The organism is Micromonospora sagamiensis, from assembly GCF_014680085.1.
GTDB lineage: Bacteria > Actinomycetota > Actinomycetes > Mycobacteriales > Micromonosporaceae > Micromonospora > Micromonospora inyonensis.
Genome location: NZ_AP023438.1, coordinates 3,227,064 through 3,240,987, shown reverse-complemented (window position 1 = coordinate 3,240,987; position 13,924 = coordinate 3,227,064). Strand labels below are relative to the sequence as shown.

At 72.3% G+C, this 13,924-nt stretch carries 17 protein-coding genes and 3 tRNA genes; 15 read left to right on the top strand and 5 right to left on the bottom strand.

Annotation, left to right across the window (positions count from 1 at the left end; translation table 11 throughout):
- Window positions 1–28: 28 nt before the first annotated feature.
- Window positions 29–952: a phytoene/squalene synthase family protein gene (locus IGA62_RS14200; protein WP_145820935.1), complete on the bottom strand. Its 924-nt coding sequence runs from the start codon at window positions 950–952 to the stop codon at window positions 29–31.
- Window positions 953–1,017: 65 nt separating this feature from the next.
- Here IGA62_RS14200 and IGA62_RS14195 point away from each other — a divergent pair, with 65 nt between their 5' ends.
- From IGA62_RS14195 to IGA62_RS14160, 8 genes are all read left to right on the top strand, one after another.
- The gene (locus IGA62_RS14195; protein WP_145820938.1) at window positions 1,018–2,172 is read left to right on the top strand and encodes a polyprenyl synthetase family protein; all 1,155 of its coding nucleotides are present in this window, start codon (window positions 1,018–1,020) and stop codon (window positions 2,170–2,172) included.
- Between the two features lie 33 nt (window positions 2,173–2,205).
- Window positions 2,206–3,699 carry a phytoene desaturase family protein gene (crtI, locus tag IGA62_RS14190; RefSeq protein WP_145820940.1) on the top strand — a complete coding sequence of 498 codons (1,494 nt, stop codon included), beginning with the start codon at window positions 2,206–2,208 and terminating at the stop codon, window positions 3,697–3,699.
- Window positions 3,686–4,297, top strand: a complete 612-nt coding sequence (gene idi, locus IGA62_RS14185) for an isopentenyl-diphosphate Delta-isomerase (protein WP_145820942.1) — start codon at window positions 3,686–3,688, stop codon at window positions 4,295–4,297. Before crtI ends, idi begins: the two co-directional genes overlap by 14 nt.
- On the top strand, window positions 4,287–5,222 hold the full coding sequence (locus IGA62_RS14180) for a MerR family transcriptional regulator (protein ID WP_145820944.1): 936 nt from the start codon (window positions 4,287–4,289) through the stop codon (window positions 5,220–5,222). The genes idi and IGA62_RS14180 overlap by 11 nt, the downstream gene beginning before the upstream one ends.
- A gap of 79 nt (window positions 5,223–5,301) precedes the next feature.
- Window positions 5,302–6,117 carry a polysaccharide deacetylase family protein gene (locus tag IGA62_RS14175; RefSeq protein ID WP_145820946.1) on the top strand — a complete coding sequence of 272 codons (816 nt, stop codon included), beginning with the start codon at window positions 5,302–5,304 and terminating at the stop codon, window positions 6,115–6,117.
- A gap of 153 nt (window positions 6,118–6,270) precedes the next feature.
- Window positions 6,271–6,343 (top strand) — tRNA-Glu (locus IGA62_RS14170).
- A gap of 32 nt (window positions 6,344–6,375) precedes the next feature.
- Window positions 6,376–6,452, top strand: a tRNA-Asp gene (locus IGA62_RS14165).
- 63 nt (window positions 6,453–6,515) lie between these two features.
- Window positions 6,516–6,589, top strand: a tRNA-Phe gene (locus IGA62_RS14160).
- Between the two features lie 217 nt (window positions 6,590–6,806).
- Here the strand turns inward: IGA62_RS14160 and IGA62_RS14155 are convergent.
- The gene (locus IGA62_RS14155) at window positions 6,807–7,133 is read right to left on the bottom strand and encodes a hypothetical protein (protein WP_145820948.1); all 327 of its coding nucleotides are present in this window, start codon (window positions 7,131–7,133) and stop codon (window positions 6,807–6,809) included.
- 82 nt (window positions 7,134–7,215) lie between these two features.
- On the opposite strand from IGA62_RS14155, the gene IGA62_RS14150 reads away from it, so the two are divergent.
- Both IGA62_RS14150 and IGA62_RS14145 read left to right on the top strand, forming a co-directional pair.
- Window positions 7,216–7,575: an ArsR/SmtB family transcription factor gene (locus tag IGA62_RS14150; protein ID WP_145820950.1), complete on the top strand. Its 360-nt coding sequence runs from the start codon at window positions 7,216–7,218 to the stop codon at window positions 7,573–7,575.
- Window positions 7,572–8,270 (top strand): cation diffusion facilitator family transporter, encoded by a 699-nt coding sequence (locus tag IGA62_RS14145; protein WP_145820952.1) that lies wholly within the window; start codon window positions 7,572–7,574, stop codon window positions 8,268–8,270. The genes IGA62_RS14150 and IGA62_RS14145 overlap by 4 nt, the downstream gene beginning before the upstream one ends.
- Window positions 8,271–8,407: 137 nt before the next feature.
- Here IGA62_RS14145 and IGA62_RS14140 read toward each other — a convergent pair whose 3' ends face one another.
- Window positions 8,408–8,866, bottom strand: a complete 459-nt coding sequence (locus tag IGA62_RS14140) for an ArsI/CadI family heavy metal resistance metalloenzyme (RefSeq protein ID WP_145820954.1) — start codon at window positions 8,864–8,866, stop codon at window positions 8,408–8,410.
- Between the two features lie 181 nt (window positions 8,867–9,047).
- On the opposite strand from IGA62_RS14140, the gene IGA62_RS14135 reads away from it, so the two are divergent.
- The 3 genes from IGA62_RS14135 to IGA62_RS14125 all read left to right on the top strand — a co-directional run bounded on the left by IGA62_RS14135 (window position 9,048) and on the right by IGA62_RS14125 (window position 10,632).
- Window positions 9,048–9,419 (top strand): ArsR/SmtB family transcription factor, encoded by a 372-nt coding sequence (locus tag IGA62_RS14135; RefSeq protein ID WP_145820956.1) that lies wholly within the window; start codon window positions 9,048–9,050, stop codon window positions 9,417–9,419.
- Window positions 9,420–9,463: 44 nt separating this feature from the next.
- On the top strand, window positions 9,464–9,937 hold the full coding sequence (locus IGA62_RS14130; protein WP_145822237.1) for a GNAT family N-acetyltransferase: 474 nt from the start codon (window positions 9,464–9,466) through the stop codon (window positions 9,935–9,937).
- Window positions 9,938–10,113: 176 nt separating this feature from the next.
- Entirely contained in the window at window positions 10,114–10,632 is a 519-nt protein-coding gene (locus IGA62_RS14125; RefSeq protein ID WP_145820959.1) for an SRPBCC family protein, read from the top strand.
- A 14-nt stretch (window positions 10,633–10,646) separates the two neighbouring features.
- Here the strand turns inward: IGA62_RS14125 and IGA62_RS14120 are convergent, their stop codons facing one another.
- Window positions 10,647–11,357, bottom strand: a complete 711-nt coding sequence (locus IGA62_RS14120; protein WP_145820961.1) for a DUF2786 domain-containing protein — start codon at window positions 11,355–11,357, stop codon at window positions 10,647–10,649.
- 200 nt (window positions 11,358–11,557) lie between these two features.
- On the opposite strand from IGA62_RS14120, the gene IGA62_RS14115 reads away from it, so the two are divergent.
- A complete protein-coding gene (locus tag IGA62_RS14115; RefSeq protein WP_145820964.1) occupies window positions 11,558–11,989 on the top strand; it encodes a hypothetical protein in 432 nt (143 codons plus the stop codon).
- On the opposite strand, the gene IGA62_RS14110 is transcribed toward IGA62_RS14115, so the two are convergent.
- Entirely contained in the window at window positions 11,983–12,387 is a 405-nt protein-coding gene (locus IGA62_RS14110; RefSeq protein ID WP_145820966.1) for a hypothetical protein, read from the bottom strand. The two genes, IGA62_RS14115 and IGA62_RS14110, sit on opposite strands and share 7 nt — an antisense overlap.
- 171 nt (window positions 12,388–12,558) lie before the next feature.
- Here IGA62_RS14110 and IGA62_RS14105 point away from each other — a divergent pair, with 171 nt between their 5' ends.
- Complete coding sequence (locus tag IGA62_RS14105) at window positions 12,559–13,899, top strand: ABC transporter substrate-binding protein (protein ID WP_145820968.1); 1,341 nt, start codon at window positions 12,559–12,561, stop codon at window positions 13,897–13,899.
- The last annotated feature ends 25 nt before the right edge of the window (window positions 13,900–13,924 follow it).

Genomic DNA, 13,924 nt, shown 5'->3' with positions numbered 1-13,924 from the left:
AGCCCGCCGCGCCCGAGCCGGACGACCCCTACCGGCGGGGCGGCACGGTGCGGGGCCCGGGGACGGTGACCGGGGTGCCGGCCGGGGCGAGCAGCGCCCGCGTCGCCACCGCCACCCGCTGCCGACGCGGTACGCGCGCCCGCCGGGTGAACACGTCGTAGTCCTGGGCGGCCACCTCGTCGAGAATCCCGCCGTAGAGGGCGTACGCGGTCCGCATGCACGCCTGCGAACCGGGGTTGAGCAGGACGATCCCGGGTGCGGCGGCCTCGTAGTGGGCCTGGGCGCGGCTGATCTCGTACTCGACCAGGTCCCGGATCCTCGGGGTGCCCCGGCCCCGGGCCTTGGCGGCGAGCAGGTCCTCCCGGGTGACGTCGAACTTGGCCAGGTCCTCGTCGGGCAGGTAGGTGCGGCCCCGGTCGAGGTCCTCGGCGACGTCCCGGATGAAGTTGGTGAGCTGGAAGGCCAGGCCGAGCTGGCGGGCCGGTTCCCGGGCGGCGGCCGGCGCGGCGCTGCCGAGGATCGGCAGCATCATCGTGCCGATGACGGCGGCCGAGCCCTCCATGTAGTCGAGCAGGTCGTCGTAGGTGCGGTACGAGGTGACGGTCAGATCCATCGCCATGCTGCGCAGGAACGACGCGAAGTCGGCCCGGTCCAGGTCGAAGACGGCGATGGTGTGCAGGACGGCCGGCAGCAGCGGGTCGTCCACCGGTTCGCCGTGCAGGCCGGCGAGGAAGCGGGCGGACCACTCGTCGAGCCGGGCGGCGCGGTCGGCCGGGGACAGCTCCTCGGTGCGGTCGACGATCTCGTCGGCGTACCTGGTGAAGCCGTACAGGGCGTGCACATGCCGCCGTTTCCAAGCGGGGAGCAGGCGGGTGGCGAGATAGTAGGTGCGACCGTGACGTCTGTGCAGCTCGCGGCACCGGTCGTAGGCAGCGGTGAGGTTCGTGTCCACCGGCCCCTCCTTGAAATCGACGCACCAATCGACGCAACTCGTAACCCTAGGGTACGCTCGCCACCATGGCCAACGACGCAGTTGCCGGTAACGCGCCCCGTACGGCGACGATCCGGCCGGCGGGAGGCGACGACCCGGTCACCGGGGTTCTCGCCGCGTACACCAAGGACCTGGTCATGGCCGTGGAGGAGACCCTCTCCGCCTTCCTGGCCACCGAAGTCGACTCACTCGCCGAAATCGACGCAGCGATGGGCGCCTTCGCCGCGACCGCCCGTGACCTCGTGCTGGCCGGCGGGAAGCGGGTCCGTCCGACGTTCGCCTACTGGGGCTGGCGCGGCGTGGCCGGCGCCGAGGCCGAACTGCCACCGGTACTCCCCGCGCTCTCCGCGTTGGAACTTCTGCACACCTTCGCCCTGGTCCACGACGACGTGATGGACGCCTCCGACACCCGCCGGGGCCTGCCGACCGCGCACCGCGCGATGGCCGCCGAGCACCGGGCGGCCGGACGCCGGGGCGACCCCGACCGCTTCGGTGAGGCGGTGGCCGTCCTGATCGGCGACCTCTGCCTGGTCTGGGCGGACCGCCTGCTCTCCCGCACCGCGCTCCCGGCGGCCCGGTTGATGCAGACCCGGCGCTGCTACGACCAGATGCGGGTGGAGACGGTCGCCGGGCAGTATCTCGACGTGCTCGGCGAGAACGAGCCGGCGAACTGGTCGCTCGACCGGGCGCTGCGGGTCGCCCGCTACAAGACCGCCAGCTACACCGTGCAGCGCCCGTTGCTGTACGGGGCGGCCCTCGGCGGCGTCGGTGTGGACGCGCCGCTGGTCGAGGCGTACACCCGGTACGGGCTGGCGGTCGGCGAGGCGTTCCAGCTCCGTGACGACCTGCTCGGCGTCTACGGCGATCCCGCCCTCACCGGCAAGCCGGCCGGCGACGACCTGCGCAGCGGCAAGCCGACGGTGCTGCTCATGCTCGCCCGGCAGCTCGCCGGCCCGGTCCAGCGCGCCCGACTCGACCGGGCCGGCGCCGACCTCGACGAGGACGGGGTCGCCGAGCTGGCCGGGCTGGTCGCGGCGACCGGCGCGGTCGGGCGGGTCGAGCAGATGATCTCCGAGCGGGTGTCCGAGGCGCTGGCCGCTCTCGACGTCGCCGACCTGGACGAGACGGTGCGGTCCGCGCTGACCGGACTCGCCACCGCCAGCGCCCGACGGTGGGCATGATGGGCAGTCGTTTTCCCGAGGGAGGGGGTCCGCATGCGGACCGTTGACGGACGTACCGACCGGGTCGTGGTCGTCGGCGCGGGGCTGGGGGGCCTGGCCTGTGCCCTGCACCTGGCCGGCAGCGGCCGGCAGGTCACCGTGCTGGAACGCGAACCGGTGCCCGGTGGTCGCGCGGGCCGGCTCGGTGCCGACGGGTACGAGTTCGACACCGGCCCGACCGTGCTCACCATGCCCGACCTGATCGCCGAGGCGCTCGGCGCGGTCGGCGAGGAGCTGGCCGACTGGATGGAGCTGACCCCGCTCGATCCGGCGTACCGGGCGTACTACCCGGACGGCTCGACGCTGGACGTGATCACCGACACCACCCGGATGGCGGCGGAGATCTCCCGGGTCTGCGGCCCCCGGGAGGCCGACGGATACCTCCGCTTCGTCGACTACGCCCGCGAGCTGTGGCGGTTGGAACGGGCCGACTTCATCGAGCGCAACCTCGACGCGCCGACCGACCTGCTCACCGGCAACCTGCTGAAACTGCTGGCCAGCGGGGCGTTCCGCCGACTTCAGACCAAGATCAACCAGTTCTTCCGGGACCCGCGCACCCAGCGGATCTTCTCCTTCCAGGCGATGTACGCCGGCCTCGCCCCGCACGACGCGCTGGCCATCTACGCGGTCATCGCGTACCTCGACTCGGTGGCCGGCGTGTACTTCCCGCGCGGCGGCATCCACGCCGTCTCCCGGGGCCTGGCCGGGGCCGCCGAGAAGCACGGCGTCCGGATCCGGTACGGCACCACCGTCGAGCGGGTCGAGACCTCCGGCGGCCGGGCCACCGGTGTGCTCACCACCGACGGCGAGCGGATCCCGGCCGACGTGGTGGTGCTCAACCCGGACCTCCCCGTGGCGTACCGCGACCTGCTCCCCCCGGCCCGCCAGCGTCGGCTGACCTACTCACCGTCCTGCGTGGTGCTGCACGTCGGGTCGACCCAGGGGTACTCGAAGATCGCCCACCACAACATCCACTTCGGCCGGGCCTGGAAGGGCACCTTCGACGAGGTGATCCGGCGCGGCGAGCTGATGACCGACCCGTCCCTGCTGGTCACCAACCCGAGCCGCACCGACCCGTCGGTCGCCCCCGCCGGCCGGCACACCTACTACGTGCTCGCCCCGGTGCCGAACCTCGACCGGGCACCCTTCGACTGGCGGGGCGGTCTGGCCCGCCGCTACGCCGACGAGTTGATGGCGACCCTGGAGGAACGGGGCTACGTCGGCTTCGCCGACGGCGTCGAGGTCTGCGAGATCGTCACCCCGGCCGAGTGGGCCGACCAGGGCATGGCCGCCGGCACCCCGTTCGCCGCCGCGCACAGCCTGTTCCAGACCGGGCCGTTCCGCCCCTCGAACCTGCACCGCACACTGTCGAACGTGGTTTTTGTAGGATCAGGCACCCAGCCGGGCGTCGGGGTGCCGATGGTGCTGATCTCCGGCAAGCTCGCCGCCCGCCGTATCACCGGAGGTGCCGCCCGTGACCTCCCGTGAGACACACCTGGTCGAGCTGGTCCACGACGACGGCACCACGGACGGCGCGGCCACCGTGGCGGAGGCGCACCAGCCGCCGGGGCGGTTGCACCGGGCCTTCTCGGTGCTGCTGGTCGACCCGTCCGGCCGGGTACTGCTGCAACGGCGGGCCGCCGCCAAGACTCGGTTCCCGCTGCGCTGGGCGAACGCCTGCTGTGGCCACCCGGCCCCGGGCGAGTCGCTCGTCGAGGCCGCCAACAAGCGGCTCAGCGAGGAGCTCGGCACCGGCCCGGTCGAGCTGACCGAGGTCGGCGTGTACGTCTACTACGCCGAGGACCCGACCACCGGCCGCGTCGAGTTCGAGTACGACCACGTGCTGCGCGCCGACGTGCCGGCCGACCTCCCACTCCGGCCGGACCCGACCGAGGTCGCCGAGGTGCGCTGGATCGACCCGGTCCATCTGGAGACGGAACTCGACGTCGACCCCCGCGCGTACGCGCCGTGGCTCGGCGGGGTGGTGAACCGCCTGCTGCGCCCCAGCGGGCCCGGACCCGACGGGGCCGGACCTCCGTCCGGCACGCCGACGGACGACGCGTCGGAGCGGTCGGGTGGCCGATGAAGCGCTGAGCGCGGGAGCCGTGGCGCGGCGGCTCGGGGTCGCGGTGACCACGCTGCGGACCTGGCACCAGCGCTACGGACTCGGACCCAGCGAGCACATCCCCGGCCACCACCGCCGCTACACCCCGGCCGACCTGGCCCGGCTGGAGATCATGCGCCGGCTCACCGCCGAGGGGGTCACCCCGGCCGAGGCCGCCCGCTGGGCCCGGCAGTCCCCGGCCGGCACACCACCGGCGCGCCGGAGCACCTCCACCGTCCGGGACGGCGGCGGAGCGGCCATCCCGGTCGGCCGGGCCGGTCCGGCCGCCCGTGGGCTGGCCCGCGCCGCCATGCGGCTGGACTCGGTCACCGTCAGCCGGACGATCGACGAGTCGATCGCCACCGACGGCGTCGTCGCCACCTGGGAAGGGCTGCTGCGCCCGGTGCTCACCGGCATCGGTGAGCGGCACACCGCGACCGCCGCGCTGGTCGAGGTCGAGCACCTCTTCTCCCGGTGCGTGACGGAGGCGTTCGCCGTGGTCGCCCGGGCCAACCCGACCGGTGGCCTCCCCCGCATCCTGCTCTCCTGTACCGACGACGAGCAGCACACCCTGCCCCTGGAGGCGCTCGCCGCCGCGCTCGCCGAGGCGGGTGTCGGCTGCCGCATGCTCGGCGCGCGGGTACCCGTGGCGGCGCTGGTGGCCGCGGTCACCCGGACCGCCCCGGCCGCCGTGGTGCTCTGGTCGCACCTGCGCGCGACCGCCGACCCGACCCAGCTCACCGCGGTGCTTGCGGTGCCCCGTCGACCCCTGCTGGTGCTCGCCGCAGGTCCCGGCTGGTGGGACGACACCCTTCCGGCGGGAGTGGTCCGGCCGGTGTCGCTGGCCGAGGCGGTCTCGCTGGCCCTGGCGGTACGGGACTCGTTGGACCGGTCACCGCCCGGCTGACCGGGGGGTGTCACCTTCACCGGACGGGGCGTAACGTCGGGGCGCCCGTGACCCCGACCCCCTCTCGGGAGCAACGACGATGACCTCACGCGTCCTGGCTGCGGCCGGTGCCGCCCTGATGCTCCTGCTCGCCGGCTGCGGCGAGGCGACCCAGGTCCGCTCCGTCGGCCCGACCGCACCGGTCTTCTCGCCGCCCGCCGGAGCGACACCGTCCGCCGACCCGCCGGAGTCCCCGAGGCCGTCCGGCGTACCGCGGCCCTCGCCGTCGCCGTCGAAGACCGGCCCGAAGTCGACCCGCACCCCACTGCCACCGGGGCTGCGCCGGAGCACCGGCACCCGGGGAGTGGCGCTCACCTTCGACGACGGCCCCGACCCGGTCTGGACGCCGAAGGTCCTGGAGCAGTTGCGTCGGCACCGGGTCACCGCCACCTTCTGCGTGGTGGGTACCCGGGTCCGCAAGCACCCCGGCCTGGTGGCCCGGATCGTGCGCGAGGGGCACCAGCTCTGCAACCACAGCTGGCACCACGACGTGGACCTGGGCGGCCGACCCCGGGCCGAGATCCGCGCCGATCTGGACCGCACCACCCGGGCGATCCGGGCGGCGGTGCCCGGGGCGAAGGTGCCCTTCTACCGCCAGCCGGGCGGCCGGTGGACGCCGGAGGTGGTGGCGGTGGCCCGGGACCTCGGCATGACCCCGCTGCACTGGAACGTCGATCCGCAGGACTGGGCGAAGCCGACGGCCACGACGATCGTGGCGCGGGTGAAGGACGCGACCCGCCCCGGCTCGGTGGTGCTGCTGCACGACGGGGGCGGGAACCGGGCCGCCACGGTGGCCGCCTGTCCCGGCCTGATCGCCGACATCAAGCGCCGGTACGGCGTGACCAGACTGCGCTGAACCCCTCTGACCTGCCGTTTCGGGCGAAGCTACGGCCGGGGCGATACCGATTTTGTTGCCCGGCGGCTCATCACGTATGCTTTGCAAGCCTCCGGCGGGGCCGGATGGGAGCAAGTCCGCTTGAAGTTGCGAGTGTGCAATGATGGCGGGGCCGCCCTCATCGTCTAGCGGCCCAGGACGCCGCCCTTTCAAGGCGGTAGCACGGGTTCGAATCCCGTTGGGGGCACGATCCGGCCCAGCCGGAGGCAGTACGAGCTAGGTCCTGTGGAGCAGTTGGAGTGCTCGCCGCCCTGTCAAGGCGGAGGTCGCGGGTTCAAGTCCCGTCAGGACCGCCAACGCTGACGCCGCGTCTCACCGCGCGGCGTTCTGCGTCGGGGAGGGTAAACTCACCCGGGTACGGCCAGGTAGCTCAGTTGGTACGAGCGTCCGACTGAAAATCGGAAGGTCGGCGGTTCGACCCCGCCCCTGGCCACATAGCCTTTCGCCGGGCTACCACAGCGCCGACCAGCGGAAACGCCGGTCGGCGCTGTTGCGTTCAGGGTGAGTCCGTGAGGAATCGCACGGGTGATTGCGTTGCGTCTTCCAGGGGTGGCCGGAGTCCGGCGACCAGGACGAGGACGAGCCCCGGGAGGAGCGCTTCCGCCCGCGACTTCTTCGACGAGACGGACGGCGCTGACGGCAGTTGACGGCTAGTCCCGCCGGAGGACGAACCACCCCACCCCAGCCGCAGCAAGTAGCAGTGCCACCACGAACAGTGCGGCCCCGACCGGGTAGGGCATGGGAACGAGGAACGGTGCTTGCTGGAGCAGCAGGCTCGCGCCGATCAGCGCCTGACCGCCGCCAATACGGACCGGCTGGGACCGCTGGCTTGCCGGCAGGCGCGCAGCCCGCACCCAGGCCACGGGAAACCGTCGCGACACGGCGACGCGGACGCCGAACACCACCATGCCCAGACTGAGGACGACGACCACGAGGCGTACGGCGATCCACAACGGATCCGGGTCAGTCACGCTCACACGGCCCATCATTCAGCGGGATGTCAAGGATCAACGTGTCGCCGCGTACGATTCCATCGCCCAGTCCGGCTATCATCGCCTAGTGGCGATTGATTGTTCTCCGGGGCTCGCCCCTGCCGTGGCGTTGTTCCGGTCCCTCGGAGATCCGGCACGGTTGGCGATCGTGCGTCGCCTGGCCTCCGGTGAGGCGCGGGTCGTGGACCTGACCGACGAGTTGGGGTTGGCGCAGTCGACCGTCTCGAAGCATCTCGCGTGCCTCCGGGACTGCGGGCTGATCGACTATCGGGTCGAGGGTCGCCAGTCGTTCTACGCGCTGACCCGGCCGGAGCTGCTGGATCTGCTGCGTTCGGCGGAACAGCTCCTCGCCACTACCGGCGAGGCGGTCGCCCTGTGCCCGGTCTACGGCGTGCCGGACGGCTCCCCGGCGGCGGTCGGCGCATGAGCGTCTCCGCGCTGACCCCGGAGCGCCGGGCGGCACTGTCGCGACGCAGTCTCCGGCTCGCGTACGCCACGGCGGGCTACAACCTGGTGGAGGGCCTGGTGGCGATGGCCGCCGGCGCGGCGGCCTCCTCGGCGGCGCTGGTCGGCTTCGGTCTCGACTCGTTCGTCGAGGTGTCCAGCGCGGCCGTACTGATCTGGCAGTTCCGCTCCCGGGTACCCGAGGACCGGGAACGACTGGCGCTGCGGCTGATCGGGGTCTCCTTCTTCGCCCTGGCCGCGTGGGTGACGTTCGATGCCCTACGGTCGCTGCTGACCGCCGGGGACGCCGACGCCAGTCCGGTCGGCATCGGCCTGGCCGTGGCGTCGCTGATCGTGATGCCACTGCTCGTACGGGCGAAGCGGCGCACCGGTCGCGAACTCGGCTCGGCAACGGTCATGGCCGACTCCACGCAGACCATGCTGTGCACCTATCTGTCGGCGGTACTCCTCGTCGGTCTGCTCCTCAACGCCGTCCTCGGCTGGTCCTGGGCCGATCCGATCGCCGCGCTCGTCATCGCCGGGGTAGCGGTGAAGGAGGGCCTGGAAGCCTGGCGCGGCGAGCACTGTGACGACTGCGCCCCGCTGCCCGTCGACACCGCCGTCACCGGCCAACCCGCAGGCTGCACCGACGGCTGCTGCTCCGACCGGAAGGCGTAGTCGGGTCGGCCGCACCGCCACCGCGAGCGCCGGACGCCCCGTGAGGGCCGCACCGTTGCCGCGAGCGCCGCACGGCCCTCACGACGCCCGGGCGTGCGCGCCCGCTCGGGACCGGGACGGGCGCGCACGCGACCCGGTCAGCAGCAGTTCGCGGCGGCGCCGCTGGCTGCGGGCTCCTGCTCGGCGGCCGGGGTGCAGCAGGCGCTCGGGATGGCCTTCTCCGCCTGGGGGGAGTCTGCCTTGACGGTGTAGACCTCCCAGGGCTCGTTGCCGGGGCCACGCACCCAGACCTTGTCCTGGAGGGCATAGCAGCATTCGGTGCTGTTCTCCTCCAGGGTGACGAGGCCGGCGTCGGTGAGGCGCCGGGTGGCGGCGTTGACCTCGTCGGTGCTGAACACCTCGACGCCCAGGTGGTCCATGACGGTCGGCTGGTCGGGTTCGCCTTCGAGCAGGACGAGCTTCAGCGGTGGGTTCTCGATGGCGAAGTTGGCGTAGCCGGGGCGACGCTTGGCCGGCTCGGTGCCGAACAGCTTCGAGTAGAAGGCGACGGAGCCTTCGAGGTCGGACACGCGCAGGGCGAGCTGGACACGGGACATGGTTCTCCTCCTGGTTGGTCGACGGACGCGCGCTGGGGTCAGCGCGGCGTGCGGTTGCATCGGCATCGGCACGGCGGAGCGACGGCCGGCGCAGCAGCCGGGTCACCACCACCCTTGCCTAGATACTTTTCGAAGCAAGCCAACTGTTGCACCCTGTTTCGATATCTGTCAACCTAGGCGCATGTCGAAACAAGCGTTGCCGGTGGTGGACCTGCGGGCGGTGGCCTGCTGCCCGCCGATCGCCGTACGTCCACTGGACGCCGGCGAGGCGGAGACCGTGGCGCCGATGTTCAAGGCCCTGGGCGACCCGGTCCGGCTGCGACTGATGTCGATGATCGCCTCGGCGCCCGAGGTCTGCGTCTGCGATCTGACCCCCGCGTTCGAGCTGTCCGGGCCGACCATCTCCCACCACCTGAAGGTGCTCCGGGAAGCCGGCCTGGTCGACGCCGACCGACGCGGCACCTGGGTCTGGTACCGGGTGAAGCCGGAGGCGTTCCGCCAACTCGGCGTCCTGCTGCAACTGCCCGCCAGGGCCGACGAGACCGTCGCGTGAACGCCACCGGGACGACCGCCGCCGGGGGCATCACGATCACGGCCATGGGCGACGGGCACGCCCTCGCGGTCCTGGAGATATACCGTCTCGGCATCGCCACCGGAAACGCGACCTTCGAGACCGAGCCACCGACCTGGGAGAGCTTCACCGCCACCCGCATGCCGGGCCACCGCTGGGTGGCCGTCGACCAGAGCGGCGACGTCCTGGGGTGGACCGCCTGCTCGGCGGTGTCCGACCGGTGCGTCTACGCCGGCGTCGTCGAACACTCCGTCTACGTCCACCCCGACACCCGGGGCCGGGGAGTCGGTCAGGGCCTGCTCCAGGCCCTGATCACCTCGACCGAGCAGGCCGGGATCTGGACCATCCAGTCCGGCGTGTTCCCGGAGAACACCGCCAGCCTCGCCCTGCACGCCTCCTGCGGCTTCCGTACCGTCGGCACCCGCCAGCGCATCGGCCGCCACCACGGTGTCTGGCGGGACGTCACCCTCATCGAGCGTCGCAGTCCCACGATCACCTGACGGACCCGCCCGGACGGTGGTTTACGTACTTGTGATCGACGGAGGTGATCACCTACGGGACAGCGTGGGGCGACGATTCTTGTTGGTTTTTATCCGGATTTCGCGAGGCCATCCCGCGCCGCCCGACGAACTAAGGTCGCTGCACGTCGAGGCGGCAGCCGGTAGGGTCCGGGCCTATGGGGCAGGAGATCGCTGAGCCGGACGCCGTCCATCAGGACGTCGACCGTTTCTCCCTTCGCAGCACTCTTGTCGTCCCCGCCTCACCGGAGGAGGCGTTCGCCGCCTTCACCGACCTGACCAGTTGGTGGGTCGCCGAGTACACCTGGTCCGGGCCGGACTTCCTCACCGAGTTGGGCATCGAGCCCCGCCCCGGCGGCATGCTCTACGAGATCGGTCCGCACGGCTTCCGGGCCGACTGGGGCCGGGTCCTCACCTGGGATCCGCCCCGCCGGCTGGTCTTCGTCTGGCAGATCGGCCCGGACCGGGTTCCCGTGCCGGACCCGTCGAAGGCCAGCGAGGTCGAGGTGAACGTCGAGGCCGACGGCCCGGCACGGACCCGGGTCACCGTCGAGCACCGGAAGTTCGACCGGCACGGCACCGCCGCGGAGGGTTACCGGCAGGCGATGACCGAGGGATGGCAGGACATGCTCACCCGCTACCTGCACTCCGTCCGCCGCCGTCCGCACCCGGCCTGACCCGCCGGGCCGCCTCAACGGCCCCCGAGCGCGCGGCGGGGTGACCCGCCGACCGTCCGTCCGCCCAGCTCGGCCCGGCGCCCCGCGTCCGCTCCGGCGGAGTAGCCGGTGCCGGCCAGCCGCCGGGGCGCGGCGGTCCGCAGCCGGGGATACACCTCGTCGAGTCGCCGCCGCACCCGGTCCGACCGGTCCACCAGTACCAGCGCCACCGAGGGGCCGTCCGCCGCCGCGACCTCCACCGCCGCCGCCTCGGCCGCTCGCAACCGCTCCCCGACCACCTGCGCGAACCCGGCCAGCCAGGAACGGCGGAAGGCGGCCGGGTGGGCACCGGCCGGCACGGGCGTGCCGGCCAGGCCGTGCGCGGCCTGCACCAGCAGGGACGTGAAGAGCAGGTCGACCCGCTCCAGGTCGCTGGCGAACCCGAACAGGTGCATGGTGAATCCGCTGCCCTCGCGCCGCCGCACGCAGCGGCAGCGCAGCGGGTCGGCCACCGCCGCGAGCAGACCGGCCTTGTCCCGGGCGTACGGGGCGAGGACGTCCACCACCCGGTCGCCGACCGGGTCGGTGGCCGGGTCGCGGGCGGCGAGCAACGCCCGGTCGACCCCGTAGCGGGCGATCAACTCGGTCGCCTTGGCGGTCAGCGCGGCCGACTCGGCGGGGGTGCAGGCCGGGTCCTCCGCCTTGGCGAGCAGCTTGCGCACCTTGCTGAGCATGGCGTCGGACATGCCACCACAGCTACCACACCGTCCGGCGCGGAGCCGGGCCGCACCGGGTCGGTGGCCGGTTCCGGTATCCGGCGTCGACCGGAGCTGGACGTGGACGCGGTGCGGCTGGCGGGGACAGCGGAGCAGCGCATTGATCAGTACCATCGTCACGGTCCGCGAAGGATCGACCTCCAGCGGTCAGTACACGGTTGGAGAAGCCCATGAAACCACCGGTCGCTCCCCTGCTGGCCACCGCGACGACGGTCACGTTGCTGGCCATCGCCGCACCCGCCCAGGCCACCACCGCCGGCCCGCGCGACGCCTCCGCCACCAACCTCGGTAGCCAGGCGACCTGCTACGGCACCACGAGCCGGTCCTACTTCCAGACCGGCGGCTGGGGCGGGCAGGCCGGCCCGTACCGGACCAGCAGCCGGTGCGTCGACATCAACGTCCGCAACGCCAGCGCCTTCAGCACCCAGGCCTGCGTGATCTTCATCGACCGCACCAGCAACTGCAACTACTGGACGTACCTACCGGCCAACTCCGGCTGGACGACGATCGCCACCAACGTCCGGGACGGGGTGAACTTCAAGGTCCGCTTCTCGAACAGCTACTACCAGTACGAGCCGCTGGTGGCCTACCACGCCTACTGACCGGCGGGCGGGCGCTTCGGGCCGTAGAGGGTGGCCACCGCCGAACCGGCCAGCGTGAGCAGGCAGTCGGGGAGCAGCCCGTCGGCGATCGCGGCACCGAAGAGCGCCTCGCCGGTCTCCGGGTCGCGGTTGGCGTACGCGCTGAGGAAACGGGCCACCCAGCGGGTGTCGTAGTTGGCCTGGTCGATGCCGGGAAAGTCGAGGGCAGCGGTGCCGGCGGGCACGTCGTCCCCGACCATCGTCGCGGCGAGACACCAGGCCACCCCGTACGCCCCGGCCACACCGGACCGGTCGACCACGGCGTCGAAGGTTCCCACCACGGCGTCGCCATCGCCGGCGAGGGCAGAGTGCAGGACGGCTGCCGCGTCGTCACGCGTCTGTTGGGGCAAGTCGGTCACGCGGCGAACAGTACGGGACTGCGTCAAGTGATCGCCACCCAGTGTCGACCGAGGGACCACGGTACGTGGTCGCCCTCGCCGGCCCCGGCATCGATCCGGCCTCACGGTCCCACCGATCCGCAACGCACGCTAATGTGCGCAGCGGACCTTCGCCTGAGGGGGACGACGATCATGCTCGTATCACGTCGCTCGCGAGTCGCCACGTTGGCGGCATGCGTGGCGCTCCTGCTCTCCGCCGGCGCCTGCGGGACGGAGCAGTCCGGGGAGGCCGACACCCAGGGCCACCAGGTGCGCCTGTACGGCAACGACGGCAACATGCTGAACACGTTCCCCCGCGAGCTGAAGGACCGTGCCCATCTCGTGGACGGGATGAAGGGCACCACACCGATGACCCCGCTGCCGGAGGACTTCAAGGCACGGCTGCGCGCGGTCGACCCGGAACTGCGGGACTACCTCTACGCCGCCGAGGCGTACGACGCGGTGATGATCAGCGCCCTCGCCGCCCAGCTCGCCGGCACCACCGCCCCCGCCGCCATCGCCAAGCAGATCGTCGGCGTGACGAACGAAGGCCAGCGCTGCGAGGACGCGGTCGGCTGCCTGAAGCTCGCCCGGACCGGACAGGACATCGAGTACCGGGGCATCTCGCTCACCCGGGCGGGGTTCACCGACGCCGGGGAGCCGGCCACCGCCAGCTACGGCACCCTGCACTTCGACGACCAGAAGCTCAACGACGCCAAGACCGAGTTCGTCGGCGCCGGTGACGACTCCACAGCCAGCACCAAGGCCCCGCCGAAGGCGCGTAAGCCGCGCGGCAAGGCCGGCGCCCCGCTGACCCTGGGCGGTCTGATGCCGCGCACCGGGGCGCTTTCGCTGGCCTACCCGCCGCAGGCCGCCGCGGCTGCCCTGGCGGTGAAGGAGATCAACGCCGCCGGTGGCGTGCTCGGCGAGCCGGTGGTCTGGATCGAGGGCGACGACGGCACCAACCCCGACATCGCCCGGGCCACCCTGGCCTCCCACGTCAGGAAGAACGTCCACGTCATCATCGGCGCGGGCGCGTCCGGCGTGTCCAAGGCGATCCTGCCGGACGTGGTGGCCGCCGGTCTGGTGATGTTCTCCCCGGCGAACACCGACGCCAGCCTGACCACCATCGAGGACAACGGCCTCTACTTCCGCACCGCCCCGCCGGACAGCCTCCAGGGCCGGGCACTCGCCGACGTCATCCTCCGCGACGGGCCGCGCAAGGTCGCCCTGGTCGCCCGGAAGGACTCCTACGGCGAGGGCCTCCAGGGCTACGTCCGCACCGAACTGGAGCGGGCCGGTCTCGGCAGCGACAAGGTCAAGCTGCTCACCTACGAGCCCCCGGCGAACGCGGACTCCCCGCCGGTCGACTTCAGCCGGGGCGCTCGGGAGATCAAGGAGTTCGGCGCGGACGCCGTACTGCTCATCGGTTACGCCGAGTCGGCGGCGGTGATCGTCGCCCTCGACGAGGCGGGCGTACGGATCCAGCAGTGACGGTGGGGGCGGACATCGCCCCCAC

What these genes read in the sequence shown, in the direction of transcription:
- IGA62_RS14115 (WP_145820964.1), top strand. Translation starts at nt 11,558, where the DNA reads ATGAAACCACCGGTCGCTCCCCTGCTGGCCACCGCGACGACGGTCACG.
- IGA62_RS14135 (WP_145820956.1), top strand. Translation starts at nt 9,048, where the DNA reads ATGTCGAAACAAGCGTTGCCGGTGGTGGACCTGCGGGCGGTGGCCTGC.
- crtI (WP_145820940.1), top strand. Translation starts at nt 2,206, where the DNA reads ATGCGGACCGTTGACGGACGTACCGACCGGGTCGTGGTCGTCGGCGCG.
- IGA62_RS14175 (WP_145820946.1), top strand. Translation starts at nt 5,302, where the DNA reads ATGACCTCACGCGTCCTGGCTGCGGCCGGTGCCGCCCTGATGCTCCTG.
- IGA62_RS14195 (WP_145820938.1), top strand. Translation starts at nt 1,018, where the DNA reads ATGGCCAACGACGCAGTTGCCGGTAACGCGCCCCGTACGGCGACGATC.
- IGA62_RS14145 (WP_145820952.1), top strand. Translation starts at nt 7,572, where the DNA reads ATGAGCGTCTCCGCGCTGACCCCGGAGCGCCGGGCGGCACTGTCGCGA.
- IGA62_RS14130 (WP_145822237.1), top strand. Translation starts at nt 9,464, where the DNA reads ATGGGCGACGGGCACGCCCTCGCGGTCCTGGAGATATACCGTCTCGGC.
- IGA62_RS14125 (WP_145820959.1), top strand. Translation starts at nt 10,114, where the DNA reads ATGGGGCAGGAGATCGCTGAGCCGGACGCCGTCCATCAGGACGTCGAC.
- IGA62_RS14120 (WP_145820961.1), bottom strand. Translation starts at nt 11,357, where the DNA reads ATGTCCGACGCCATGCTCAGCAAGGTGCGCAAGCTGCTCGCCAAGGCG.
- IGA62_RS14105 (WP_145820968.1), top strand. Translation starts at nt 12,559, where the DNA reads ATGCTCGTATCACGTCGCTCGCGAGTCGCCACGTTGGCGGCATGCGTG.
- IGA62_RS14140 (WP_145820954.1), bottom strand. Translation starts at nt 8,866, where the DNA reads ATGTCCCGTGTCCAGCTCGCCCTGCGCGTGTCCGACCTCGAAGGCTCC.